The organism is Variovorax sp. GW821-FHT10C12 (assembly GCF_059415405.1).
Genome location: NZ_JBWKNE010000008.1, coordinates 162,750 through 186,607, shown reverse-complemented (window position 1 = coordinate 186,607; position 23,858 = coordinate 162,750). Strand labels below are relative to the sequence as shown.

The 23,858-nt window shown below is 67.7% G+C and carries 23 protein-coding genes, 3 tRNA genes and 1 pseudogene; 10 read left to right on the top strand and 17 right to left on the bottom strand.

The window, feature by feature from the left end; all coding sequences use genetic code 11:
* Positions 1–10 precede the first annotated feature (10 nt).
* From AC07OH_RS27135 to AC07OH_RS27120, 4 genes and pseudogenes are all read right to left on the bottom strand, one after another.
* The gene (locus AC07OH_RS27135; RefSeq protein WP_253252594.1) at positions 11–472 is read right to left on the bottom strand and encodes a flavin reductase family protein; all 462 of its coding nucleotides are present in this window, start codon (positions 470–472) and stop codon (positions 11–13) included.
* Positions 473–508: 36 nt separating this feature from the next.
* Positions 509–1,744: pseudogene (locus AC07OH_RS27130) on the bottom strand (styrene monooxygenase/indole monooxygenase family protein); the annotation flags it as partial.
* A gap of 13 nt (positions 1,745–1,757) precedes the next feature.
* Positions 1,758–3,011, bottom strand: a complete 1,254-nt coding sequence (locus tag AC07OH_RS27125; protein ID WP_495302758.1) for a styrene monooxygenase/indole monooxygenase family protein — start codon at positions 3,009–3,011, stop codon at positions 1,758–1,760.
* A 47-nt stretch (positions 3,012–3,058) separates the two neighbouring features.
* Positions 3,059–3,853, bottom strand: a complete 795-nt coding sequence (locus AC07OH_RS27120; protein WP_492699218.1) for an SDR family oxidoreductase — start codon at positions 3,851–3,853, stop codon at positions 3,059–3,061.
* A 184-nt stretch (positions 3,854–4,037) separates the two neighbouring features.
* Here AC07OH_RS27120 and AC07OH_RS27115 point away from each other — a divergent pair, with 184 nt between their 5' ends.
* Positions 4,038–5,048 carry an AraC family transcriptional regulator gene (locus tag AC07OH_RS27115; RefSeq protein WP_495302757.1) on the top strand — a complete coding sequence of 337 codons (1,011 nt, stop codon included), beginning with the start codon at positions 4,038–4,040 and terminating at the stop codon, positions 5,046–5,048.
* Between the two features lie 15 nt (positions 5,049–5,063).
* Here AC07OH_RS27115 and AC07OH_RS27110 read toward each other — a convergent pair whose 3' ends face one another.
* Positions 5,064–5,873 carry a siderophore-interacting protein gene (locus AC07OH_RS27110; protein WP_495302756.1) on the bottom strand — a complete coding sequence of 270 codons (810 nt, stop codon included), beginning with the start codon at positions 5,871–5,873 and terminating at the stop codon, positions 5,064–5,066.
* 110 nt (positions 5,874–5,983) lie between these two features.
* On the opposite strand from AC07OH_RS27110, the gene AC07OH_RS27105 reads away from it, so the two are divergent.
* The 5 genes from AC07OH_RS27105 to AC07OH_RS27085 all read left to right on the top strand — a co-directional run bounded on the left by AC07OH_RS27105 (position 5,984) and on the right by AC07OH_RS27085 (position 10,630).
* The gene (locus tag AC07OH_RS27105) at positions 5,984–6,607 is read left to right on the top strand and encodes a TetR/AcrR family transcriptional regulator (protein WP_495302755.1); all 624 of its coding nucleotides are present in this window, start codon (positions 5,984–5,986) and stop codon (positions 6,605–6,607) included.
* A 409-nt stretch (positions 6,608–7,016) separates the two neighbouring features.
* Complete coding sequence (locus AC07OH_RS27100; protein WP_489058112.1) at positions 7,017–7,967, top strand: universal stress protein; 951 nt, start codon at positions 7,017–7,019, stop codon at positions 7,965–7,967.
* Positions 7,957–8,472, top strand: a complete 516-nt coding sequence (locus tag AC07OH_RS27095; RefSeq protein ID WP_489058110.1) for a hypothetical protein — start codon at positions 7,957–7,959, stop codon at positions 8,470–8,472. Before AC07OH_RS27100 ends, AC07OH_RS27095 begins: the two co-directional genes overlap by 11 nt.
* 76 nt (positions 8,473–8,548) lie before the next feature.
* Positions 8,549–8,812, top strand: coding sequence for a hypothetical protein (locus tag AC07OH_RS27090; protein WP_489058109.1), 264 nt, complete (start codon positions 8,549–8,551; stop codon positions 8,810–8,812).
* Between the two features lie 174 nt (positions 8,813–8,986).
* Complete coding sequence (locus AC07OH_RS27085; protein ID WP_495302754.1) at positions 8,987–10,630, top strand: ATP-binding protein; 1,644 nt, start codon at positions 8,987–8,989, stop codon at positions 10,628–10,630.
* Here the strand turns inward: AC07OH_RS27085 and AC07OH_RS27080 are convergent.
* From AC07OH_RS27080 to folC, 10 genes are all read right to left on the bottom strand, one after another.
* Positions 10,627–11,256, bottom strand: coding sequence for a DUF4337 domain-containing protein (locus AC07OH_RS27080; RefSeq protein WP_495302753.1), 630 nt, complete (start codon positions 11,254–11,256; stop codon positions 10,627–10,629). The genes AC07OH_RS27085 and AC07OH_RS27080 overlap by 4 nt on opposite strands.
* A 359-nt stretch (positions 11,257–11,615) precedes the next feature.
* Positions 11,616–11,692, bottom strand: a tRNA-Asp gene (locus AC07OH_RS27075).
* A 69-nt stretch (positions 11,693–11,761) separates the two neighbouring features.
* Positions 11,762–11,837 (bottom strand) — tRNA-Glu (locus AC07OH_RS27070).
* Positions 11,838–11,888: 51 nt separating this feature from the next.
* Positions 11,889–11,964: transfer RNA gene (locus tag AC07OH_RS27065), tRNA-Ala, on the bottom strand.
* Positions 11,965–12,000: 36 nt separating this feature from the next.
* A complete protein-coding gene (gltX, locus tag AC07OH_RS27060; protein WP_495302752.1) occupies positions 12,001–13,389 on the bottom strand; it encodes a glutamate--tRNA ligase in 1,389 nt (462 codons plus the stop codon).
* Between the two features lie 11 nt (positions 13,390–13,400).
* A complete protein-coding gene (locus AC07OH_RS27055) occupies positions 13,401–14,624 on the bottom strand; it encodes an O-succinylhomoserine sulfhydrylase (RefSeq protein WP_489058105.1) in 1,224 nt (407 codons plus the stop codon).
* A 21-nt stretch (positions 14,625–14,645) separates the two neighbouring features.
* The gene (gene purF, locus AC07OH_RS27050; RefSeq protein ID WP_489058104.1) at positions 14,646–16,148 is read right to left on the bottom strand and encodes an amidophosphoribosyltransferase; all 1,503 of its coding nucleotides are present in this window, start codon (positions 16,146–16,148) and stop codon (positions 14,646–14,648) included.
* Positions 16,149–16,160: 12 nt separating this feature from the next.
* Entirely contained in the window at positions 16,161–16,646 is a 486-nt protein-coding gene (locus AC07OH_RS27045; protein WP_070062414.1) for a CvpA family protein, read from the bottom strand.
* A gap of 35 nt (positions 16,647–16,681) precedes the next feature.
* On the bottom strand, positions 16,682–17,557 hold the full coding sequence (locus tag AC07OH_RS27040; protein WP_495302751.1) for an SPOR domain-containing protein: 876 nt from the start codon (positions 17,555–17,557) through the stop codon (positions 16,682–16,684).
* A 72-nt stretch (positions 17,558–17,629) separates the two neighbouring features.
* Positions 17,630–18,937, bottom strand: a complete 1,308-nt coding sequence (folC, locus tag AC07OH_RS27035) for a bifunctional tetrahydrofolate synthase/dihydrofolate synthase (RefSeq protein ID WP_495302750.1) — start codon at positions 18,935–18,937, stop codon at positions 17,630–17,632.
* 36 nt (positions 18,938–18,973) lie between these two features.
* On the opposite strand from folC, the gene AC07OH_RS27030 reads away from it, so the two are divergent.
* From AC07OH_RS27030 to argG, 4 genes are all read left to right on the top strand, one after another.
* Positions 18,974–19,327 (top strand): ArsC family reductase, encoded by a 354-nt coding sequence (locus AC07OH_RS27030; protein ID WP_495302749.1) that lies wholly within the window; start codon positions 18,974–18,976, stop codon positions 19,325–19,327.
* A 58-nt stretch (positions 19,328–19,385) separates the two neighbouring features.
* Complete coding sequence (locus tag AC07OH_RS27025; RefSeq protein ID WP_495302748.1) at positions 19,386–20,015, top strand: hypothetical protein; 630 nt, start codon at positions 19,386–19,388, stop codon at positions 20,013–20,015.
* Between the two features lie 126 nt (positions 20,016–20,141).
* Positions 20,142–20,468 carry a pyrimidine/purine nucleoside phosphorylase gene (ppnP, locus tag AC07OH_RS27020; RefSeq protein ID WP_495302747.1) on the top strand — a complete coding sequence of 109 codons (327 nt, stop codon included), beginning with the start codon at positions 20,142–20,144 and terminating at the stop codon, positions 20,466–20,468.
* Positions 20,469–20,483: 15 nt separating this feature from the next.
* On the top strand, positions 20,484–21,824 hold the full coding sequence (argG, locus tag AC07OH_RS27015; protein ID WP_159273312.1) for an argininosuccinate synthase: 1,341 nt from the start codon (positions 20,484–20,486) through the stop codon (positions 21,822–21,824).
* Positions 21,825–21,924: 100 nt separating this feature from the next.
* Here the strand turns inward: argG and AC07OH_RS27010 are convergent, their stop codons facing one another.
* A complete protein-coding gene (locus tag AC07OH_RS27010; protein WP_495302746.1) occupies positions 21,925–22,758 on the bottom strand; it encodes a glycine-rich domain-containing protein in 834 nt (277 codons plus the stop codon).
* A 4-nt stretch (positions 22,759–22,762) separates the two neighbouring features.
* The gene (gene murB / locus AC07OH_RS27005; protein WP_495302745.1) at positions 22,763–23,815 is read right to left on the bottom strand and encodes a UDP-N-acetylmuramate dehydrogenase; all 1,053 of its coding nucleotides are present in this window, start codon (positions 23,813–23,815) and stop codon (positions 22,763–22,765) included.
* Positions 23,816–23,858: the final 43 nt, after the last annotated feature.

The window sequence follows — 23,858 nt, the reverse complement described above, 5'->3', positions numbered from 1 at the left end:
ATCCAGGGGCTCACTGTACGCATTCCGGATGGCGCGTCGTGACCTGGTAGTAGCCCGAGTGAAAAACCAGCGGCTCGCCGTCGAAGCGTTCGTAGCCTTCGACCTCGCCGATGAAGATCAGGTGGTCACCGCCGTCGTATTGGCGCACGTTGCGGCACACGAAGCGCGCGAGCACGCCGTTGAGCAGCGGCACGCCGGCCGTGCCTTCGCAGCAGTCGACGCCGCCGAACTTGTCGGCCTGCGGCGTCGAGAACTGGCGCGACAGATGATGCTGCGGCGCGGCCAGCACGTTGATCGCGAAGTGGCTCGCGCCGGTGAAGTCGGCCACGCTGGGCGCCTGTCGCGCCAGGCTCCACAGCACCAGCGGCGGATCGAGCGACACCGACGAGAACGAGTTGGCCGTCATGCCCACGCGGCGTCCGTCGAGCGCGCGCGTGGTGATCACGGTGACGCCGGTGCTGAACTGGCCCAGCGCCTTGCGGAAGTCGCGCCGGTCGAAGCGGTCGACCGCGGCCTCGCGCGCCTTCGCTTCGAGAAAGCGATCGGCCTCGGCCGCGTCGAACCACCAGGGTGCGAAGTTGCGCGGGTCGTCGAAACCGTTGACCACCGCGCTCGCCACGGCCGGCCTGTGCGTGGCGCTCTGCAGCAGCTTCTGCAGGTGCGGCGCAGGCGGCGTGAGCAGGCTGTGCGTCCAGTCGGTGGCCCAGCGGGCGTAGCCCTCCCAGTAGCGGTCGAAGGTCTGCTGCATCCACGCGGCATCGAACGACGCGTCGCCATGTTCGAGGATGCGCTTGAGGTAGATGTCGGCCGCCTTGGCCGCGTTGTTCGAGCCCTGCCCCGTGATCGGGTCGTTGAGCACGACGGCATCGGCGAGCCCCAGCACCTGGCGGCCCGAAGGCAGCGTGGCGACCGGGTGGCGCACCACGGGCGTGACGCGGCCCCGCAGCACGCCGTGGTCGTCGGTGAGTTCGATGTGCGTGCAGCGCTCGGCCTCCCAAGGCAGGAAGTTCTCGAGGATCTGTTTGCTGCGCGCCAGGTGCTCCTGCGGCGTCTTCACGTCGTCCCAGCAGTCCATCGGGCCGCCGGGCACGCCTTCGAACACCATGATCTCGCACGGGCCGCTGGTGGTGAGCGCGGGGAACACGAAGTACTCGCCGACACCCGGAATGAGGTTGAAGCTCACGGCCGCGAACGGCTCGCGCGGGCGCATGCCCTTCACGTAGGTGAGCGCCAGCGCGCGCTGCGGCGCGTCGAACGGCGAGCGCGCTTCGTCGCGCGAGAACAGCGCCGAGATCTCGCCCTTGCCGCTCGCGACGACCACGAGGTCGTGCGTGCTCGCGCAGTCTTCCAGCGTGTCGATGTCCGCGTCCTGGTGCACGAGACGGCCGCCGCGCGCCTCGAAGAGTTGCATCCACGCAGAGATCTTCAGGCGCTGGTCGACCGACTGCGCGGGGCCGTCGAGCCTGGCCTCCCACGCGATGGCGCGCTGGCCCTCGGGGCTGCGCACCGACATGCCGATGCCCTCGACCACCGGGCAGGTGTCGGCCCAGCTGTCGAGCCCCAGTTCGCGCTCGGTCTGCAGCGCGGTCTCGAACATGCACTGGCTGGACATCACCGGCCCGTCGAAGATTTCCTGCGCCGTGCGGTTCGCATACACCGTCACGGCGTACCCCTTGGCCCGCAGGCCCAGTGCGAGCTGCATGCCGGACTGGCCGGCGCCGACGATGGCCACGCGTCGTGTCATGCGCTGGCTCCGCCTACGCAGCCGCTGCTGCCGCAGCAGCCGCGCAGGTGTCGAGGTAGCGGTCGGCCTCCTGCGGGTCGGCGAACCACGGGAAGAAGGTGCGCGGATCGTCGAAGCCGTTGGCGATGGCGCTGGCCATCGGCGCCACGGCGCCCGCGCTGCCGAGCAGCTTGAGCACGTGGGGCGGCGGCGGTGCGAGCAGCATGTTGGTCCAGCGTGTGACCCACTGCGCGTAGCCGAACCAGTAGCGGTCGAAGGTCTGCTGCATCCACGGCGCATCGGCCGCGCCCTCGCCGCGCGCCAGGATGCTCTTGAGGTACGTGTCGGCGCACTTGGCCGCATTGTTCGAGCCCTGCCCCGTGATCGGGTCGTTGAGCACGACCACGTCGGCCAGGCCGAGCACCTTGCGGCCCGAGGGCAGCGTGGCGATGGGCTTGCGCACGGTGGGCGCGAAGCGGCCCGCGAGGATGCCGTTGTCGTCGGTGAGTTCGATGTCGGCGCAGCGCTCGGCCTCCCAGGGCGTGAAGGTGTCGAGGATCCACTTGCTGCGCGCCAGGTGCTCCTGCGGCGTCTTCACGTCGGCCCAGCAGTCCATCGGGCCGCCGGGCACGCCTTCGAACACCATGATCTCGCACGGGCCCGTGGTGGTGAGCGCCGGAAACACGAAGTACTCGCCCACGCCCGGAATCAGGTTGAAGCACACGGCCGAGTACGGCGTGCGCGGGCGCATGCCCTTCACGTAGGTAAGCGCCAGTGCGCGCTGCGGCTGGTCGTAGGTCGACTTGGCGGCGTCGCGCTCGAAGAGCTTGGAGATCTCGCCCTTGCCGCTGGCCACCAGCGTGAGATCGTGGCTGCGGGTGCAGGCCTCGAGGTCGTCGATGCCGGCGTCCTTGAAGACCAGCTCGCCGCCCTTTTGCTGGAACAGCGCCATCCACGCCGGCACCTTCACGCGCTGGTCGACCGACTGCGCGCTCGAGTTCAGCCGCGCCGCCCATTCGATGGCCTTGGCGCCCTTCTGCTCGGGGTGCGGCACGGCGAAACCGATGCCGTCCACCGTGGGGCAGTCGCTGGCCCAATGGTCGAGCCCGAGGTCGCGCTCGACCTGCAGCGCGGTGTGGAACATGCACTGGCTCGACATGACCTTGCCGTGGCGGATGTCGTCCGCCGTGCGGTTGCTGTACATGGTGACCTCGTAGCCTGCGTCCAGCAGACCGAGTCCCAGTTGCAGGCCCGACTGGCCCGCGCCGACGATGGCGATTCGCTTCATGGCTTGCTCCTTCTTTCGTTGTCTCGTGGTGTTGTTGTCAATGCCGATCAGGGTTCCATCAGGCGGGGAATGGCTGGCACAGCCTGCTCCGGGCCCATGGCGGAGTAGCCGCCGTCGACCGCGTAGTCGGCGCCGGTGACGAAGCTCGCGTGCTCGGAGCACAGGAACAGCACCACCTGCGCCACCTCGTCGGGATCGCCGACGCGCCCCAGCAGGTGGTAGGGCGCGGCCACGCGGTCGGTGCGCGCGCGGTCGCCGCCCGTGAGCTGGTCCATCACGGCCGACCAGGTCCAGCCCGGCGAGACGCTGTTCACGCGGATGCGGTCGGGTGCGAGGTCCATCGCCATGTTGCGCGTGAGCTGCGCCATCGCGGCCTTGCTCACGGGGTAGAGCCAGCGCCCGGTCTGGGCCACGCGCGACGAGATGCTGGTGAAGTTGACCACCGCCCCGCCGCCGGCCGCCACCATGTGCGGGTGCACCGCCTGCAGCATGGCCACGGCGCTGGCCACGTTCACGTTGAACGAGGTGAGCCAGTCGGCGCGCGGCGACTTGAAGCCGTCGTCCACGTACGAGCACGCCAGGTTCACCAGAAAGTGCACGCCGCCGTGGCGGGCCGCGGCCTCGTCGACGCAGGCCTTCACCTGGGCGTCGTCGGTGATGTCGGTACGCACGAAGCGCACGCCGGCGCCCAGTGCGTCGGCCAGCGGCTGGCCCTTGTCGGCGTCGATGTCGGCGACGACCACCTTCACGCCCGCCGCGTGGAAGGCGCGCACCACGCCGGCGCCTATCAATGTCGAACCACCCGTGACGATGGCGCTCTTGCCTTCGAGACCCTTGAACATGACGCTTGCTCTCCTCGGTTGAATCGCCGGTTCGGCGAATGGGCCAAAGGTAGAGCGCCGGGCCTCGCCGGCCGATCCGGAAAACGCAGGGGCTGTCCCTGCCGCGCAGGTTTTTTCGAGGGGTCCAAGGGACGGCCCGAATTGTGGGCTGGAAGGCTTTTTGCTACGGTCTGCCCGCCTCCCTATGGAAACCGCCACCGCCCCACGGCTGCCGCTGCAGCGTTACCGTTTGTTCGAGAGCCACGACATGGACGAGGCGCGCGAGAGCGTGGCCCGCGTGTTCTGCCCCCACGGCCTCACGATGCTGCGCCCGCGCACCGAACTGGACGCCTGCCACCACAGCGCCCGCCTGCACCGCGACGTGAGCCTCAATTACGTGCAGTACGGCCCCGGCGTGCAGATCGACCCGGGCTACCTGCAAGACTTCTTCCTGTTGCAGATTCCGTTGCGCGGCGGCGCCGACATCCGCTGCGGCGGCCAGCAGGTCGAGGCCACGCCGCGCGTCGCCTCGCTGCCCTCGCCCACCGAACTGCTGTCGATGCGCTGGGCCGACGACAGCCCGCACCTGATCGTGCGCATCGCGCGCGCCGCGCTGCTGTCGCGGCTCGAGGCACTGCTGCAGGCCCCCGTGCGCCAGCACCTGGTGTTCGACCTCGGCGTGCCGCTGGACAACCCCGCGCTCGCGCCGCTGGTGCACTTCATCGACTACCTGCGGCTCACGCTCGATGCCGGCAATGCGCTGCAGGGCGGCGGGCGCCTGGCCGAGCATGCCGAGGAGTACCTGATGTCGAGCCTGCTGATGTCGGCGGGCCACAACCACTCACGCGCCCTCGCCGGTGACGCGCAGCGCCACCTGCTGCCGCGCGCGGTGCGCAAGGCGCAGGAGTTCATGGCCGCACACGCCGAGCAGCCGCTGTCGCTGGCCGACGTGTGCCGCGAGGCCGGCTGCAGCGCGCGCGCCCTGCAGCTCGCGTTCCGCCAGCATGCGGGCCAGGGACCGATGGAGTTCTTGCGCGAGCTGCGGCTGGACCGCGTGCGCGCCGAACTGCAGGCCGCGTCCACGCAGACGGGCGTGCGCGACGTGGCACAGAAGTACGGCTTCCTGCACCTGGGCCATTTCGCGGCCCAGTACCGCGCGCGCTTCGGCGAACGGCCTTCGGACACCCGCGTGCGCCACGCACCGGCGGAACACTGACCCGGCGCGTCGGGCTCAGGCCCGGTCGCGGTGATCGGCTTCGCCGTGCTTCCAGTAGCCCTTGGCGGTCAGGCGCGTGCGCGCCAGGCCCTGGTCGTTCAGGAAATGGGCGCGCAAGGTGCGCACCACGCCCGACTCGCCCGCCAGCCAGATGTAACCGGGCCCCGCCGGCTGCGGCCGGTGCATCAGCTGTTGTTGAAGCGCCAGCCCCGGCTCGGCCGGATCGCCGGTGAGCCAGCAGGTGCGCAACACAGCCTGGCTGCGGATCTCCTGCACATCGGCCGCCGTGGGCACTTCGACATAGGTCTTGAGGCGGATCTCCGGCCCGAGGCTCGCGGCAATCGCCTGGATCGCGGGCAGCGCGGTCGCGTCGCCGGCCAGCATCACCCAGCGCGCGTCGTCCGGGGGCGCAAAGCCGCCGTCGCGCGGCCCGGCAAAGCCGATGCTCTCACCCGGCTGCGCCCGTGCCGCCCAGGCCGAGGCCGGGCCTTCATGGCCGCTGTCGCCGTGCAGCACGAAGTCCAGCTCGAGCGTGGCGGCGACGCGGTCGATGCGCCGAATGGTGTAGGCGCGCCCTTCGCCGCCGGGCACGAACACCTTCACCCAGGCGCCGGGTTGGTCGACTGCCGCGTGGCGCAAGAAGGCGGCGACGTCCGGGCCGCCGAGGGTGATGCGGCGCATGTGCGGCGTCACGAGGCGGCACTGGAGGACATGGGCTTCCAGCCGCGTGCCCCGTTCGGGTGGGACCGCGGCGATCCGCTGCAGGAGCGGGAAGGCGGAAGGCAACGCACGCGGCGCGTGGGCCTCGGAGGCATTGGCAGTCATGGTGTGTGTATCGATTCGGATGTTGAGAACGCTTGAATGCGAGCATTTGCTCGGTTCTTCTTAGAATACGAGCCTTCACTCGCATTGAAAACTCGCATTCGAGACGCCCGATGAATTCCCTTCCCCAGCCAAGAAAGGCGCCGCGCCAGGCGCGCTCCCAGCAGATGGTCGAGGTCATTCTGGAAGCCACGGCTCGCGTTCTGGGAGAACGCGGTTATGCCGGCACCAACACCAACGTGGTCGCCGAACGTGCCGGCGTGAGCGTGGGTTCGCTCTACCAGTACTTCCCGAACAAGGACTCGCTGATCACGGCGCTGCACGAGCGACACGCCGCGCAGATGTACGCGGCCATCGACGACGTGCTGGCCACATCGCGCGCGCGCAGCCTGCGCGGGCGCGTGCAGGCCATGGTGCGTGCGCTGCTCGCGGCGCATGCGGTGTATCCCGAACTGCATCGCGTGCTCGAAAAGGAGTTCCCCTTCTTCGATGCGCCGCGCGAAGAGAGCGCGGCCGACCACGACATCTTCCGCCGCGTGCGCCAGCTGCTGGACGAGCACCGCCCCGAGCTCGCGCCGCGCAACCTCGACCTCGCCACCTGGGTGGTGCTGCAGATCATGGAGACGCTGGTGCATGCGGCCGTCATCGAGCCGCCCGCGCAGTTCGAGCCGGCCGCGCTCGAGGCCTCGATCGTCGATGCGCTCATGGGCTATCTCTGCGGCCCGGCCGGCCGCTAGGGTGGATCTCATGCGTGAACCTCCAGAAAGACCGGGGACACGGAAACACGTCCCCTCTTGCGCATGACAAATGAGAAAGAAAAAAGGGAAGTCGAGCGATGCGCGAGGTGCACGGCGCCCTTTCAATCTGGCAAAGGTCGTGCGGGTACTGAACGGATTCGGCCGCATCTGGCCTAGACTCGCCCGCATGAACGCCCACCCCTCCTTCCACACCTTGACGTCCCGCCCCGGCGGTTGCACGCCTGCGTTGGCGTGGATGACAGCGGCGGCTCAGCAGACGCCAGCACATTCCTGAGCCCGGCGGTCCGCCTCTTTCCCTTCTCTTTCAGCGCAAACCATCGACCGCCGGGCACCCGCCCCGCGCGGCTGCGCCCCCGTCCTCCGGGGTCGCGTTCGACTGGAGTGCGTCATGCATCACCATCAGGTTCAGCGGGAGCACGTGCTTCCCGGCGGCGGCGTCGCATCCAACACGCCTTCTTTTCAATCCATCCTCGCCGTCACCGATCTGACGGCACGCGGCAACCGCGCGGTCGAACGGGCCGCCCTGCTCGCGGCCGAACATGGCGCGCTGCTGAAGCTCGTGTACGCGCCCGCGGACCTCGCGCCGCTCGCACACGCCGAAGCGGCCACCGCACTCGCAGGCCTGGCCCGCACCATGGCCTCGCGTTTCGACGTGCTGGTCAAGCAGGTCGCGGGACCGAGCGGCGGCCTCGCGCAGATCGTGGACGAGGCGCGCTACGTCGACCTCGTGGTGCTGAGCCACGAACGCGACCGCTCGCCCGGCGCCTTCTTCACCGGCCAACCCGTGGAGCGCCTGTTGCGGCAGCTGCGCTGCCCGGCGCTCGTGACGCGGCTCGACACGCGTCTGCGGTACAGCCGCATCCTGGTGGCCGTCGACTTCACGCCCGCCTCGCGCGAGCTCGTGAGCCTGGCCCACGGGCTGGACCCGAATGCCGCGCTGGAACTGTTCCATGCGCTCAACACGATGCACGAAAGCAAGCTGCGCTACGCCGAGGTGTCGGACCACGCGATCAAGACCTACCGCCACGACAGCATGCGGCAGGCGCGCGAGCGACTCTTCTCGCTGACCGATTCGTCGAGCGCACGGCGCAACCGTGTGCTGTCGGCCATCGGCCGCGGCGACCCGGCGCGGCAGGCCACGGTGCAGCAGCAGCATGCACGCGCCGAACTGCTCGTGGTCGGCAAGCGCCGCGCCCATCCGCTGGCCGACTTCCTGTTCGGCAGCGTCGCGCAGCGTGTGCTGTGCTGGGCCACGGGCGACGTGCTGGTGGTGCCCTCCGACCGACGCGCCGACGCGTCGCCGGTCGTCATGTCGGGGAAGCTGCAAGATGTTCGCTGAAGACCCCCTCACCAAGTACCCGCTGCGCCAGTCGCTGCTGCCCGGTGCCGAGGGCCTGGCCGTCTTCGCCCAGCGCGGGCCGGTCGACTGGCTCTCGCGCCCCGACCAGTACATCTTCATCTGCGAAGGGCGCGGTGGCCGGATCTATGCGGCGAACGAGGCCTCGCTCGAAGAGGCCCAGCAGCTCATCCGGGACGCGCACGGCGACCAGGTCGTGTCGCGCGATCCCGAGATCCATACCTTCGTCGATCCCGCGCTCGACGCCGTGGTCGAGCCGATCATGTTCCTGCGCCTGAAGAGCCCGCGCGCCTACGCCACCGTGCTGCGCGACGAGCTCGACCGGCGGCGCGCGGACGTGAAGGAGGAAGACCTGCAGCGCCACGACGTCGTGATCCGCGCCGAGGTGCGGCTGGCCGACCTCATGGGCTACGCGAAGGCGGCATTGGCGATGTCGAACGGGTCCGCGGTGATCTGGAACTGGCTGCTGCGCTACGGGATGGCCTGAGGGCTTCGGCCGGGCGCCTCTTCCCCTCCCACAAACGCGGGAGTCGGATGGCGGGCAGCGCAGCTAGATTCGCGGCATGGCCGACAACCCGCTGTTCCTCTTCGTCACGATGACCGAGAAATTCTCGGACCACCTGAGCGCGACCGGCGCCTATCCGGAGAAGTTCGTGCTGAACCTGGCGCAGCACGACACCTACCTGCGCGACGTGGCGCTCTTCAACGTGGGCCGCCAGCGCCCCCTGGACCCGGCCTTGCACATGGGCATCCGCATCGAGATCGATGCGGCCTCGCCCGGCGTCATGGTGGCCTCCGACGGCACGCAGGTCCTGCTGCTGGGGTAGCGCTGCGCTCCTCTTGAATTTCCGCAGCCAGGGCAGGCGCGGACCGGTCATTGACCGGACAGGGCGCCCGATCAAAACCGGCGCACCGCCAGGCAAAGGCGGCTGACGAGATCGTCCGCAGAATCAGACTCCCATCGGAGCGACGCGCGTCGCCAGGCGTCGATCAAAGTCCAAATGAACTTGAATCTGGGAACTGCTGCGTTCTTCACGGCGCTGGTGGAGTTCGTCCTTGCCGCCGGCATGCTGGCGCTGTGGGCGAAGGGACGCGCACGCTATCTGGTGTTCTGGGGCGTCGGCTTCCTTGTCTTCGGAATCGGCGCCTTGCTGCTCATCCTGCGAGACAGAATCCCGGACTTCTTCTCCATCCTCCTCGGGAATTTCCTCACGACACTGAGTTCGGTGCTGTTCTATGCAGGCATCTGCCTGTTCTTCGATCGGCGCCGCGCGTGGCTGCCGTGGATGGCAGGGGTCGTGTCTGTGGAAATGACCTTGCTGGCCTTCTTCTCCTATGTCACGTACGACACCTCGGCGCGTGTCTACGTGTACGGCGCGGCCCAGTCCGTGATCGCCCTGATGACGCTTCAGGCACTGTGCACGATGGGTCGTGCGCGCGGGGGAAAGATCCATCTCGAGGTGCTCGTCGTCGCCTCGCTGGCGTTGCTGGTTCATGGTGCACGCCTGGCCGGCACCCCCTTCTTTCCCGTGCCACAGGACTTTCTGGCATCGGGGAGTTTCCAGACCCTGCTGGCCTTCGGCTTGAAACTGACCCACATCGGCTACGCGCTGGTGTTCGGCAACATGCACGCCGCCGCCTTGCATGCCGATCTGCGCGCCGCCCTCGCCCACATCGAGGCCAAGGCCCATCAGAAAGTCGAGATCCTGGGCTACATCGGCCACGACCTGCGCGCACCGCTTGCGACGATCGGCGGGTACGCGTCGCTCCTGCTCGCCGATGCGCACGACAAGCAGCGCAAGCACCTGCTGACCATCCAGCGCAGCGTCAAGTACCAGCTCCACCTGATCGACGAACTGCTGGAATACGCCAAGGCAGAACTGCAACCGCTGACGGTCCGCCCCGTCACCACCGACCTGCCGCACCTGCTGGACGACATTTCCGACTACGCCGTCGCCCTGTGCGCGCAGCAGAACAACCGCTTTCGCTATCACCCTTCCGAGCGAATGCCCCGGCACATCGGCCTGGACGGAAAGCGCATGCAGCAGGTGCTGCTGAACCTGCTGTCCAACGCCGCCAAGTTCACGCGCGACGGTGTGGTGACCTTGTCGGTCACGGCCAGGCCCGAGGGGCGCGCCTGTGTCCTGAACTTCGCGGTCAGTGACACCGGGATCGGCGTCGACACGAGCCGCAACGTCGACATCTTCGGCGCCTTCCAGCAAATACACGCCGCGAGCGGCAGCACGGGACTGGGCCTGTTCATCGCGCAGCGCATCGTCTCGGCCATGGGCGGGACACTGAGCGTGGCCAGCATGGCCGGCCAGGGCGCCACGTTCTCCTTCGCGCTGTCGGTGCCGGTCGATTCATCCGACGCGGACTGGCCTCTCGTCGCGCAGCGGGAGACAGAGCCTGGCGAGCCATCACCGATGCCTGCCATCCCTCGACATGTCATGCCGGAGGATCACGCGCTGGACGAGCTCGCCAGCCTGGCGCTTCAGGGCCGCGTCACGGACATCGAGCACTGGATCGAACGCCACGCCGACGAAGCCACCTACGCTGCGTTCATGGCCCTGCTTCTGGACCTGCTGGAACGGCTGGACTTCCGCGGGATTCACGCGCTGGTGAATCGCCCCCGCGGGTCCTAGATGTGCAGCGCCGCCAGCGCGCCGATCGCGATCCCTGCGACGGCCACGCCGTACATGGCGCGCTCCAGCCATTTCTTCCGGGTGAGCAGCGCAATGGCCGCCAGCGCGATGGAGACCTGCAGCACGGTGGTGGCCTGCGCCCAGCGGTGGTGCTGGTGCATCTGGGTCTCGGATTGCGCGTCCCAGCGGCTGGCCTCATCTTCCAGCTTCTTTGCAGCAGCCTGGATGTCGGTCTTCTCCTGCTCATAGCGAGTGACCTTCACTTGCCAGCCTTGACGGCGGCCGTCGTCGGTGGCGGTGTCGCGTGCGAACTCCGCCAGCGCCTGCTTGGTGCTCTTCGACTGGAAGTAATTCCACTGATTGGAGGCCTCGGTCTTCTTGATGGCCGCGTTGTTCTTGTAGAGGCCGGCGTTGGCCTGCGTGGCCCCGCCCATGTACGCGAAGATCGCGCCCGCCGTCGCAATGGCGGCGGTGCACACAGCGATCTTTCCCGTCGTGCTCATGCCCTTGCCTGAAGAGGCGGCATCGGCATTGCCATGGCCATGGCCATGGTCGTGACCGCCGGAAGCGGCATGTTCGAGTTCGTGATCGTGCGGACCATGCACGTGAAAACCGTGTCCAGACATGAAGTTCTTCTTGGAGTTGTTGGAAAGAAACCCGGAGGGCGCGCGAGTATGCCCGGACTTCACGCGTCGATGGCCCGGGGAAAGTCCTGTCGGCTCTGCGGATGCGCATGCAGGATGCCAGTGCGCCGTAGCGCCAGGGGCACGGCGGCCAACATCCAGACCAGCGCGGCCAAGAAATCCACGATCTGCACAGGGCTCGCCCGCGTCGGACCTCTCGTCACACAGAAGATTTTTTCCGCTCGGCTCACGGGCAACCACCGTAAGCGTTGGAGTGCATTCAGGCCATCAAGCCACAACCGCGCTGGAAAACAAAAAAGCCACCCGAAGGTGGCTTTTTTGCTGGAGCAAGCTCCAAATACTGGCGGAGTGGACGGGACTCGAACCCGCGACCCCCGGCGTGACAGGCCGGTATTCTAACCAACTGAACTACCACTCCTGGTAGACAACGTTCGTTCCTTGCGGAACCGAGTGTTGACGACTCGTGCCGACTTCACCGAAGTGAAACTGGCGACCCTACGGGGATTCGAACCCCGGTAGCCACCGTGAAAGGGTGGTGTCCTAGGCCTCTAGACGATAGGGTCAAAACCTTGGACGTGCTGCGATCAGCATCTCTAACCTACTCGACACTTTGATGGTGGAGGTAAACGGGATCGAACCGATGACCTCTTGCATGCCATGCAAGCGCTCTCCCAGCTGAGCTATACCCCCGTGTGGGTGTCGAGCCTCGAATTATAGCCCGATTTTTCAGGCCTTTTTCAATCGCTCGATAACTTTTTCGCGGGAAAAAATTTCGAGCACTGAATCGAGGGACGGTGTCTGCGATGTTCCCATCACAAGCACTCGTACTGGCATCGCTAACACGGGCATTTTCAGCGCGTGTGTCGCGAGGACTTCCTTGATCATAACTGCGATTTCGGCCCTCTCCCAGGCGACCGTCATCAATTTTTCAACGAGTGTTGCGATCGCGGGCTTCACTGCATCGGTGATGTGCTGCGCGCGGTCTGCATCGGTCACTTCGATGTCCGCATAAAACGCTGCAGCCCAACCAGCGAGCGCCACTGTCGTATCGCAACGGTCCTTGAAGAGCGCGCAGATCGCGGGCAAACGCGCGTCGGCGACGATGCCTCGCTTTTGCAACTGCGCTGCAACAAGCGGCGCAAGCTCGTCGCCGCTCTTGGCCTTGATGTACTGCGCATTCACCCACGCGAGCTTGGCTGCGTCCCACTGTGCGGGGCTCTTCGAGAGGTGCGTGCCGTCGAACCAGCTCACCATCTGCTCGCGCGTGAACAACTCGTCGTCACCGTGGCTCCAGCCGAGGCGCGCGAGGTAGTTGAGCATGGCTTCAGGCAGGTAGCCGTTGTCCTCGTACGCGGTGACGCTCACGGCACCGCGGCGCTTCGAGAGCTTCTGTCCGTCGTCACCAAGGATCACAGGCACGTGGCCGAACTGCGGCAGCGGTGCGCCGAGCGCGCGGAAGATGTTGATCTGCCACGGCGTGTTGTTGATGTGCTCGTCGCCGCGGAACACGTGCGTGATGGCCATGTCCCAGTCGTCGACCACCACCGCGAAGTTGTAGGTGGGCACACCATCAGGACGCAGGATGATGAGGTCATCGATCTCGCGGTTGTTGATGGTGATCTCGCCCTTGACGAGGTCGTTCCACGTCACGTCGCCTTCGGGCGGATTGCAGAAGCGCACCACGGGCGGCACGCCTTCGGGCACGGGCGGCAGCACCTTGCCGGGCTCGGGGCGCCAACGGCGGTCGTACAGCGTCTTCTCGTTGCGCACACGTTGCGCTTCGCGCATCTCGTCGAGTTCGGCCGGCGTGCAGTAGCAGTGGTAGGCCGTGCCGACCGCGAGCATCTGCGCGATGACTTCGCGGTAACGCTCGAGACGTTGCATCTGGTAGATCGGGCCTTCGTCGTAGTCGAGGCCGAGCCAGTGCATCGACGCAAGGATCTGGTCGGTCGAGTCCTGCGTGGAACGGGCCACGTCGGTGTCCTCGATGCGCAAGACGAACTCGCCGCCGTGGTGGCGCGCGTAGGCCCACGAATAGAGTGCGGTGCGCGCCGTGCCCAGGTGCAGGAAGCCGGTGGGAGACGGTGCGATGCGGGTGCGAACTTTGCCGGTCATGAAATGAAGAATCAGGAAGTCAGGGTGCTCAGGCCGCGCGAAAGATCGGCCTTGATGTCGTCGATGTATTCCAGGCCGACCGCGAAGCGGACCAGGCCCTGGCTAATGCCCGCGGCCTGGCGCTGCGCCTCGGTGAGGCGGCCGTGCGAGGTGGTGCCGGGGTGCGTGATGATCGACTTGGTGTCGCCCAGGTTGGTGGCGATGCTCACCACGCGCGTGCTGTTGATCACGTGGAACGCGTTGGCGCGCGCCGTCTCGGGGTCGTTGCCGACCACGTCGAAGGACACGACCGCCCCACCCAGCCCCGACTGCTGGCGCATGGCCAGTTCGTGCTGCGGGTGCGAGGCCAGGCCGGGGTAGTACACGCGCGCCACGCCGGGCTGCGTTTCGAGCCATTGCGCCACGGCCAGCGCGTTCGCGCACTGCGCCTGCATGCGCACGCCCAGCGTCTCCATGCCCTTGAGCACGACCCACGCGTTGAACGGCGACAGCGCCATGCCGGCGGTGCGCACCACGGGGCCGAAGACGTCGACGATGAGCTTCGAGGGCCCGCAGATCGCGCCGGCCATCACGCGGCCCTGGCCGTCGAGGTACTTGGTGCCCGAATGAATGACGAGGTCGGCACCCAGTTCGGTCGGACGCTGCAGGATCGGCGTGCAGAAGCAGTTGTCGACCGCGAGCAGCGCACCGGCACCGTGCGCCAGGTCGGCCAGCGCCCGGATGTCGCAGACATCGGTCAGCGGGTTGGTCGGCGTCTCGGCAAACAGCAGCTTGGTGTTGGGCTTGAGCGCGGCGCGCCATTCGGCCACGTCGGTCTGCGAGACGAACGTGGTCTCGACGCCGAACTTGGCGAACTCCTTGCCGAACAGGTTCAGCGTGGAGCCGAACACCGAGCGCGAGCAGATCACATGGTCACCGGCCTTGAGCAGGCCCATGCACATCATGAGGATCGCGCCCATGCCGGTCGAAGCGCCGATGGCGGCCTCGGTGCCTTCGAGCGCGGCCAGGCGCTGCTCGAAGCTGGCGACCGTCGGGTTCGACGTGCGCGAGTAGGTGAAGCCGGCCTCGGTGCCGGCGAAGCGGCGGGCCGAGGTTTCGGCGTCGGGTTGCACGAAGCCGCTCGTGAGGAACAGAGCCTCCGAGTGCTCGCCGTGCTGGCTGGGTGCCAGGCCGGTGCGCAGCGCGAGGGTGTCGCGGTGCAGGCCGGGCGGCAGGGTGCGTTCGTTGTCGCTCACGTCGGCCCTCTCTTCTTTCTCTTACTCGCTGGGGTTCGGCAGGGCGAGGCGCGAAGCGTCTTCTTCGTTTTCCTCGATGCGCGGGCGGTTGCCGTTCATGCGAGAGATGGCCTCGGTGTCGATGTCACCCGTCACGTACACGCCGTCGAAGCACGAGGCATCGAAACCGGCGAGCTTCGGGTTGAGCGAGCCGATGGCGCGCTTCATGGCGTCGACGTCCTGGTAGATGAGCGCATCACAGCCGATGAGTTCGCGGATTTCCTCGACGGTGCGGTCGTGCGCCACGAGTTCGTCCTTGGTCGGCATGTCGATGCCATAGACGTTCGGGTAGCGCACCGGCGGCGCGGCGCTGGCCAGGTAGACCTTGCGGGCGCCGGCGTCGCGCGCCATCTGCACGATCTCGCGGCTGGTGGTGCCGCGCACGATCGAGTCGTCGACCAACAGCACGTTGCGGCCCTTGAACTCGCTCGCAATCACGTTGAGCTTCTGGCGCACCGACTTCTTGCGAACGCCCTGCCCCGGCATGATGAACGTGCGGCCCACGTAGCGGTTCTTCACGAAGCCTTCGCGGTACGGAATGCCCAGGAGGTGCGCGAGCTGCGTGGCGCTCGGACGGCTCGACTCGGGGATCGGAATGATCACGTCGATCTGGTTCGGCGGCACGGTCGAGACCACGCGCTTGGCCAGCGTTTCGCCCAGGTTCAGGCGTGCCTGATACACCGAGATGCCGTCGAGCACCGAGTCGGGACGCGCGAGGTACACGAACTCGAAGATGCACGGGTTGAGTGACGCACCTTCGGCGCACTGCATCGAGTGCACGTTGCCTTCGAGGTCGATGAACACGGCCTCGCCCGGCTCGATGTTGCGTTCGAACACGTGGCCCGAGCCTTCGAGCGCGACCGATTCGCTGGCCACCATGACGGTGCCGTCGGCGTTGCGGCCCATGCACAGCGGGCGGATGCCGTAGGGGTCGCGGAAGGCGAGCAGGCCGTGGCCGGCGATCAGCGAGACCACGGCGTACGAGCCGCGCAGGCGCTTGTAGACGTTCTTGACGGCGGCGAAGACCTCGGCCGGGTGCAGCGGCACGCCGCGCGAGGAACGCTCGATCTCGTGGGCCAGCACGTTGAGCAGCACTTCGGAGTCGCTCTCGGTGTTGGTGTGGCGGTGATCGGTGGAGAACAGCTCCGCGCGCAGGGCGTGCGCGTTGGTCAGATTGCCGTTGTGCACCAGCACGATGCCGAAGGGCGCGTTCACGTAGAAGGGCTGCGCCTCTTCCTCGCTGTAGGCGTTGCCCGCGGTCGGGTAGCGCACCTGGCCCAGGCCCACGTTGCCCGGCAGCGCGCGCATGTTGCGGGTGCGGAACACGTCGCGCACCATGCCCTTGGCCTTGTGCATGAAGAACTTGCGTTCCAGCAAGGTCACGATGCCGGCCGCATCCTGGCCGCGGTGCTGCAGCAGCAGCAGCGCGTCATAGAGCAACTGGTTGACGGGTGCGTTGCTGACAACGCCGACGATTCCACACATGAACGATTCCTCTCAGGGCAGGTAGCTTGCCAACTTTTCAGGCAGCGAGGGTTTGAGGCCCTGCAATGCCGCATCGAGAACAATGGCGCTGCGCGATTCGTGCCACCAGGCACTGTCGCTCAACGCCAGCAAATGAACAACGACCGCCAGCACGAGCAGGGCCACTGCCCCCCGTGCCGCGCCGAACGCTGCTCCCAAAATCCGGTCCACCGGCCGCAGGCCGACCGCGGCGATCAGCTTGCGCGTGAGGGCTGCCGCCAGCCCCACGCCGAACGCCACCGCCACGAACACCAGCACAAAGGCCAGCGGGTAGCGCCAGGTAGCCTGCGGGTCGCCGAACGGCAGCCAGGCCGCCACGTCGGAGGCCACCCACTGGGCCACGATGAAGGCGGCCACCCAGCCGATCAGCGAAATCACTTCAAACACGAGGCCGCGCACCAGCCCGAACAGCATCGACAGCACGATGAGCGCGATGGCGATCCAGTCGAGCAGGGCCACGGCAATGAACTACAGGCAGCGGGCGATGACGGTGCTTACAACGTGAGGATGGCCGCGGCCAAAGACAAGCCCTTGACCCGGTCCGCAGCCTTCTCGGCCTCGGCGCGCGAGGCGAACGGCCCGACACGCACACGCGTGCGCTCGCCGTCGGCCGTCTTGGCGACGTGCACGTAGGTCTTGAGGCCGGCGCGCTCGAGCTTCTGGCGCACTTCGCGCGCCTTGTCGGCATCGGCAAAGGCGCCAACCTGCACCACGAAGCGGCCGTTGTCGTCGGCGGCCGGCTTGGGCGCGGCGGCGGGCGGCTTGCCTTCGAGCAGCGCGCGGGCGCGGGCGCCGTCGTCGGCATTTGCGGCGGGCTTGGCGGGTTCCGGCTTCGGCTTGGGCTCGGGTTTCGGTTCGGGCTTTTTCGGCTCCGGCTTGGGCTCCGGTTTGGGTTCGGGCTTCGGCTCGGGTTTGGGTTCCGGCTTGGGTTCGGGCTTTCTCGGCTCGACGGCGGGCTTGGGCGCCGCCGGAGTCGCGGGCACCGTCGCGCCCGGCTCGATCACGGTGCCGTCGGCGGTCTCGGTGATCATGCCGCCGGCCGACGAGGCCGCGGCCACGCGGGAGCTGCCATCGGACGAGGAAGAAGGCGCGCTGCTCGTTGCGGGTGCCGGCGTGGCGGGCACGGGCAGCGGCTTGGCCTTGTTGCGGTCAGGAATCTCGATCGGGATGTCGACCGGCACGGGGCGCGGCTGGGTGTCGAACAACAGCGGGAAGCCGATCACACCGACCAGCACCAGCACCGCCGCGCCGAGCAGCCGGTGGCGCGCACGCCGGCGCATGGTTTCGACACTTTCCGCCGGCACCGCCGCGGGGGCGCTGCGTCCTTCGTTGCCTTGTGGGCCGCGCGCGCGGAACTTGAAAAACGCCATGAAGTTCGATCCCTGGAGGAGTGCAGCGAGGTGGTGCCCGATGGTGCCGGATGGGTGTGGACAGCCCGACGATCAGCCGCCTGGCAGCAGGTGTTTGGCTTGCAGCCGGGGGGTGCCGTTTTCGAGGACGCCACCCACGGTGAAGAACGATCCGAAGACCACGATTCTATCAGTGGCACCTGCCTGCTCGATGGCCGCGCGCAGGGCGTCCATCGGGCTCGCGTGCACGCTGCCCGAGGCGTCTTTGCGCGTGTTCTGGGCCTGCCACGCGGCCAGCAGATCGGCGGCCTTGGCGGCGCGCGGCGTGGGCAGGTCGGTGAAGTACCAGCGATCGATCAGCGGCCCGATGCGCGCCAGGATGGGCGCGAGGTCCTTGTCGGCCATGACGCCGAACACGCCGTGCGTGGTGGGCGAAAAACCCATCGCGTCGAGGTTCTCGGCCAGCGCCGCGACGGCGTGGGCGTTGTGCGCCACGTCGAGCACCAGCGTGGGCTCGCCCGGCACGATCTGGAAGCGGCCCGGCAGCTCGACCATCGCGAGCCCGTTGCGCACCGCCTGCGCCGTGATCGGCAGCTGCGGGCGCAGCGCCTCGAGCGCCGCGAGCACGCCCGCCGCGTTGAGCAACTGGTTGGCGCCGCGCAGCGCCGGATAGGCCAGCCCGCTGTAGCGTCGCCCCCGGCCCGACCAGCCCCACTGCTGCTTGTCGCCCGAGACGTTGAAGTCGTGCCCGAAGCGCCACAGGTCGGCGCCGATGGCGTTCGCGTGGTCGATGACGCTTTGCGGCGGCACCGGGTCGCTCACGATGGCGGGCTTGCCGGCGCGCAGGATGCCGGCCTTCTCGAAGCCGATGCTTTCGCGGTCGGGACCGAGGTATTCCATGTGGTCCAGGTCGATGCTGGTGATGACCGCGCAGTCGGCGTCGACGATGTTCACCGCGTCGAGCCGGCCGCCCAGGCCGACCTCGAGGATCGCCACGTCGGGCTTCTCCTGGATCATGCAATGCAGGATGCCGAGCGTGGTGAACTCGAAGTAGGTCAGGGCCATGTCGCCGCGGGCCCTTTCCACCACCTCGAAGCTTGCTATCAGTTTGGAAGCATCGACCGCTTCGCCTTTCAGCCGCAGCCGCTCCTCGAAGCGCACCAGGTGCGGCGAGGTGAACACGGCCGTGCGGTAGCCCGCGTGCGTGAGGATCGACTCGAGCATGGCGCAGGTCGAACCCTTGCCGTTGGTGCCCGCCACCGTGATGACGGGGCAGTCGAAACGCAGGCCCAGACGCTGCGCCATTTCTTTGGCGCGATCGAGCCCGAGTTCGATCTTGTCGGGATGAAGGTGCTCGGCGCGCGCGAGCCAGTCGTTCAGGGTTTCCATGGAGGCCGGCATTGTCGCCGACCCGCCGCTCGCGGCATCATGGCGGCCATGACAACCCTATACGGCATTCCGAACTGCGACACCGTCAAGCGCGCCCGCGCCTGGCTCGACGACCATGGCGTGGCCTACGCCTTCCACGATTTCAAGAAACAGGGCGTGCCCGAGGCCGAACTCGACCGCTGGCTCAAGGCCCCCGGCTGGGAGGCGCTGGTGAACCGCAAAGGCACCACCTGGCGCAAGCTCGACGAGGCCACGCGCGACGCCGTGGTCGACGCCGCTTCGGCCCGTCCCGTGCTGCTGGCCAACCCCAGCCTGATCAAGCGGCCGGTGGTCGACTGGGGCCCGAAAACCGGCGTAACGACCGGTTTCGACGCGTCGAGCTGGGCTGTGAACGCCGTGTAAACCCCGGAACCCCGCCCCGCCGGCCGGCCTCCAACCGCGATCTGCAGGAGAGAACACCATGAACAGACACGTTTTTCGCATCCTCACGGGGCTTTCGGCGGCCGGCCTGCTGGCCACGGGCGCCAGCGTCGTGCAGGCCCAGCAGGTGGTCCAGGCGCGCGTGATTTCCGCCACGCCGATCCGTGAAACGACCGGCAGCGACCTCAGCTACAACGTCACCTACGAATACCAGGGCCGCCAGTACACGACCCGCACCACCAGCCGGCCGGGCGCCACCCTCCCGATCCAGGCCAGCGCCTACGGCGTGACCACCGCGCCGGTCCAGCCCCAGTCGCAATTGCAGCCCTACCCGGTCGAGGCGAACAACGGCCCGCAGTACCCGGAACAGTACCCTCAGCAGGGGCAATACCCGTACCCGCAAGGCGCCAACTCTCCGTGGGACAGCGTCGTGCCCGAACCCGGCGTGGTGGTGTCCAACGCGCCGGCGCCGGTCTACACGCAGCCAGCCCCGGTGTACGCCCCGCCCGTCTACGTACAGCCCGCCTACACCTACCCGTATGCGCAGCCCTACGTCTACCCGCCGGTCGGCATCTCGCTGAACCTGGGCTATTCGCGCGGCTGGGGCGGTGGCGGCTACTACCGTGGCTACCGCGGATGGGGCGGCTATCGCCACGGCTGGCGCTACTGAGTTCCCCCACGGCGGGCCGGCTCTGCCGAGCCCCTAAAATCGAGGGCTTCTCCAACCCCGGGGGTGCTGCTGCCGCGGCGCGTCCCTCGATCCGCCGAACGCGCAGGCGCCGGCGCCATCCATCCAATGACGACGACTACCGACACCATCAACAGCGCCGCAGTGGCCACCAAGGCCAATGTGTATTTCGACGGCAAGTGCGTGAGCCACAACCTCACGCTGGCGGACGGCACCAAGAAATCGGTCGGCGTGATCCTGCCGTCCACCCTCACCTTCAACACCGGCGCGCCTGAAATCATGGAAGGCGCCGGCGGCAGCTGCGAATACCAGCTCGCAGGCACCAGCGAATGGGTCGCCTCGGGCCCCGGCCAGAAGTTCAGCATTCCCGGCAATTCGAGCTTCCAGATCCGCGTAAGCGGCGAGCCCTACAGCTACATCTGCCACTTCGGTTGAAACGGAACCCCTGACATGTCGACCATTCTCCAAAACGTTCCCGCCGGCCAGAAGGTCGGCATTGCCTTCTCGGGCGGCCTGGACACCAGCGCGGCGCTGCACTGGATGAAGCTCAAGGGCGCGGTCCCCTACGCCTACACCGCCAACCTCGGCCAGCCCGACGAGCCCGACTACGACGAGATCCCGCGCAAGGCGATGCTCTACGGCGCCGAGAACGCCCGCCTCATCGACTGCCGCGCGCAGCTGGCCAACGAAGGCATCGCCGCCCTGCAGGCCGGCGCCTTCCACGTGACCACCGCGGGCGTGACCTACTTCAACACCACGCCGCTGGGCCGCGCGGTGACGGGCACCATGCTGGTGTCGGCCATGAAGGAAGACGACGTCCACATCTGGGGCGACGGCAGCACCTACAAGGGCAACGACATCGAGCGCTTCTACCGCTACGGCCTGCTCACCAACCCCGCGCTGAAGATCTACAAGCCCTGGCTCGACCAGGTCTTCATCGACGAGCTGGGTGGCCGCGCCGAAATGTCGGCATTCATGCAAAAGGCCGGCTTCGCCTACAAGATGTCGTCCGAGAAGGCCTACTCGACCGACTCGAACATGCTGGGCGCCACGCACGAGGCCAAAGACCTCGAGCACCTGAACAGCGGCATGCAGATCGTGCAGCCCATCATGGGCGTGGCCTTCTGGAAGGACGAAGTCGAAGTCAAGCGCGAAACCGTCTCGGTGCGCTTCGAAGAAGGCGTGCCCGTCGCGCTGAACGGCGTGCGCTACACGAACCTGGTCGAGCTGATCCTCGAAGCCAACCGCATCGGTGGGCGCCACGGCCTGGGCATGAGCGACCAGATCGAGAACCGCATCATCGAGGCCAAGAGCCGCGGCATCTACGAGGCCCCCGGCCTGGCGCTGCTGTTCATCGCCTACGAGCGCCTGGTCACCGGCATCCACAACGAAGACACCATCGAGCAGTACCGCGACAACGGCCGCCGCCTGGGCCGCCTGCTGTACCAGGGCCGCTGGTTCGACCCGCAGGCCATCATGCTGCGCGAAACGGCCCAGCGCTGGGTGGCGCGCGCCATCACCGGCGAAGTGACGGTCGAGCTGCGCCGCGGCAACGACTACTCGATCCTGAACACCGAATCGGCCAACCTCACGTACAAGCCCGAGCGCCTGAGCATGGAAAAGGTCGAAGGCGCGTTCACGCCGCTGGACCGCATCGGCCAGCTCACGATGCGCAACCTGGACATCGTCGACACGCGCGAGAAGCTGGCGATCTACACCCGTGTGGGCCTGCTGTCGTCGGGCGAAGGTGCCTCGCTGCCGAAGCTGGCGAACGACGGCGACGCGAGCTGATCGATCGATCCCCCTGCCCCTGCCACTCGCAAGGGCAGCCATGACAAACGGGCCCTTGCGGCCCGTTTTTCTTTGGGAGACTTTGGGAAATGCCCCGGCGTCAGTCGCCGCCCCCTCCGCACCCACCACCGCATCCACCGCCCCCATCGGACGCGCCACCTCCGTCGCTGGAACCGCCATCGCCGCCCCCGCTCGACTCGCTGCCGCCGAAGCCCCCGGCATCGCCCGAGCTGCCGCCGTCAGACGACGAATCGCCGAAGCTCGAGCCGCAGTGCGCGTCGGTGCCCGTTGCGCGCTCGATTGCCCGGCAATCGGGGATGTAGTGAAAGCCGTCCGCAATCGCGAACTTGATGTCCAGCGCAAACAGCAGCGGCAGCCGCGCCGGATTGCGCGGGTCGATGCTTTCTTCCTTGCAGGCCCAGTACCAGGTGCGGCGCAGGCCGTCGTTGCGCCGCGCATCCTGGCCCAGTACCTCGGCCGGGCTGTGGTGCAGCAGGCGCCCGAAGGCCGCCTGGCACCAGGTCTGGTAGCCCTGCGTGTGCAGGATGAACTCGTGCCAGGCCGTGTCGACCACCCGCGAAGGCATGGCGACGAACTTGAGGTTGCTGCGCAGGTGCGCCATGAAGAACTGCCGCAGCCCGCGCAGCACCAGCTCGGCGTCGCGTCGGCTCAGTTGCGGGTGCGCCGCGCGCAGCTTGCCGATGAGGAACGGCGGCAGCCGGGCCTCGCGGATGAACTGGCGGCGCAGGCTGAGTTCGATCTGGCTCAGGAGCCCCGCGAAGCAGAGGGCCGCGAGGATCAGCAGCACCGACCCCCACCAGCCCGCCCGCACCAAGAACACCGAGGCGATGCCCGCCACGATGACGACAAGCTGCGCCCAGCCCAGCACGGCGATGCGCCGGCGGTAGTTCAGGTGCAGGAAGTCGAGATCCACCGCCTCAGACCACCACGGGTTCCGGCTCCAGCCGGATGCCGAAGCGCTCGTACACGCTGGTCTGGATCGCCTTGGCCAGCGTCATCACCTCACCGCCGGTCACCGGGTTGGCCGAGCCGCCCCGGTTAACCAGCACCAGCGCCTGCTTTTCGTACACGCCGGCGTTGCCCACCGACTTGCCCTTCCAGCCGCAGGCGTCGATGAGCCAGCCGGCCGCCAACTTGATGCTGCCGTCGTCCATCGGGTAGTGCACGATCTTGGGGTCGCGCGCGATGATGTCGGCGCACTGCTCGGGCGTGACGGTGGGGTTCTTGAAGAAGCTGCCGGCGTTGCCCAGCACGCGCCAGTCGGGCAGCTTGGCGCGGCGGATGGCGCAGATCCACTCGAAGATGTCGACCGCACTGGGTGTGAAGTTGGAGGTTTCTTCCATCTTGCGCTCGAGGTCGAGGTAGCCGACCACCGGCTTCCACGGCTTCGGCAGCCGGAAACGCACCCGCGTGATGACCGCCCGGCCCGCCAGGCCGAAGTCGTTCGGGCCGCTGCGCACGTGCTTGAAGACCGAATCGCGGTAGCCGAAGGCGCACTGCGCCGCATCGAGCGTGAAGGCGCGGCCGGTTTCGAGGTCGAAGGCGTCGAGCGAATCGAAGCGGTCCTGCAGCTCGACGCCGTACGCGCCGATGTTCTGCACCGGCGCGCCGCCCACCGTGCCGGGAATGAGCGCCAGGTTTTCCAGCCCCGGGTAGCCGCTGCGCACCATCCATTCGACGGTGTCGTGCCAGGTTTCGCCGGCGCCGGCCTCGACGATCCAGGCCCGCGGCGTCTCTTCGACCAGTCGGCGGCCCTTGATCTCGACCTTCAGCACCAGCGGCTTGACGTCGCCCGTGAGCACGATGTTGCTGCCGCCGCCGAGCACGAAACGGGGTTCGTCGCGCCAGGCGGGGTCGGCGTGCAGCGCGGCCAGGTCGGCCTCGCTGGCGATGCGCGCCAGGTGCTGCGCACGCGCGACGATGCCGAAGCTGTTGTAGGGCTGCAGCGGGACATTGGACTCCACGATCATGGGAGAATTGTCGCATTCAGTCCCCGTGCGTCCAGGAGTGCCC

What these genes read in the sequence shown, in the direction of transcription:
- AC07OH_RS27125 (WP_495302758.1), bottom strand. Translation starts at nt 3,011, where the DNA reads ATGAAGCGAATCGCCATCGTCGGCGCGGGCCAGTCGGGCCTGCAACTG.
- AC07OH_RS27120 (WP_492699218.1), bottom strand. Translation starts at nt 3,853, where the DNA reads ATGTTCAAGGGTCTCGAAGGCAAGAGCGCCATCGTCACGGGTGGTTCG.
- AC07OH_RS27115 (WP_495302757.1), top strand. Translation starts at nt 4,038, where the DNA reads ATGGAAACCGCCACCGCCCCACGGCTGCCGCTGCAGCGTTACCGTTTG.
- AC07OH_RS27110 (WP_495302756.1), bottom strand. Translation starts at nt 5,873, where the DNA reads ATGACTGCCAATGCCTCCGAGGCCCACGCGCCGCGTGCGTTGCCTTCC.
- AC07OH_RS27105 (WP_495302755.1), top strand. Translation starts at nt 5,984, where the DNA reads ATGAATTCCCTTCCCCAGCCAAGAAAGGCGCCGCGCCAGGCGCGCTCC.
- AC07OH_RS27100 (WP_489058112.1), top strand. Translation starts at nt 7,017, where the DNA reads ATGCATCACCATCAGGTTCAGCGGGAGCACGTGCTTCCCGGCGGCGGC.
- AC07OH_RS27095 (WP_489058110.1), top strand. Translation starts at nt 7,957, where the DNA reads ATGTTCGCTGAAGACCCCCTCACCAAGTACCCGCTGCGCCAGTCGCTG.
- AC07OH_RS27090 (WP_489058109.1), top strand. Translation starts at nt 8,549, where the DNA reads ATGGCCGACAACCCGCTGTTCCTCTTCGTCACGATGACCGAGAAATTC.
- AC07OH_RS27085 (WP_495302754.1), top strand. Translation starts at nt 8,987, where the DNA reads ATGAACTTGAATCTGGGAACTGCTGCGTTCTTCACGGCGCTGGTGGAG.
- AC07OH_RS27080 (WP_495302753.1), bottom strand. Translation starts at nt 11,256, where the DNA reads ATGTCTGGACACGGTTTTCACGTGCATGGTCCGCACGATCACGAACTC.
- gltX (WP_495302752.1), bottom strand. Translation starts at nt 13,389, where the DNA reads ATGACCGGCAAAGTTCGCACCCGCATCGCACCGTCTCCCACCGGCTTC.
- purF (WP_489058104.1), bottom strand. Translation starts at nt 16,148, where the DNA reads ATGTGTGGAATCGTCGGCGTTGTCAGCAACGCACCCGTCAACCAGTTG.
- AC07OH_RS27040 (WP_495302751.1), bottom strand. Translation starts at nt 17,557, where the DNA reads ATGGCGTTTTTCAAGTTCCGCGCGCGCGGCCCACAAGGCAACGAAGGA.
- folC (WP_495302750.1), bottom strand. Translation starts at nt 18,937, where the DNA reads ATGCCGGCCTCCATGGAAACCCTGAACGACTGGCTCGCGCGCGCCGAG.
- AC07OH_RS27030 (WP_495302749.1), top strand. Translation starts at nt 18,974, where the DNA reads ATGACAACCCTATACGGCATTCCGAACTGCGACACCGTCAAGCGCGCC.
- AC07OH_RS27025 (WP_495302748.1), top strand. Translation starts at nt 19,386, where the DNA reads ATGAACAGACACGTTTTTCGCATCCTCACGGGGCTTTCGGCGGCCGGC.
- ppnP (WP_495302747.1), top strand. Translation starts at nt 20,142, where the DNA reads ATGACGACGACTACCGACACCATCAACAGCGCCGCAGTGGCCACCAAG.
- argG (WP_159273312.1), top strand. Translation starts at nt 20,484, where the DNA reads ATGTCGACCATTCTCCAAAACGTTCCCGCCGGCCAGAAGGTCGGCATT.
- murB (WP_495302745.1), bottom strand. Translation starts at nt 23,815, where the DNA reads ATGATCGTGGAGTCCAATGTCCCGCTGCAGCCCTACAACAGCTTCGGC.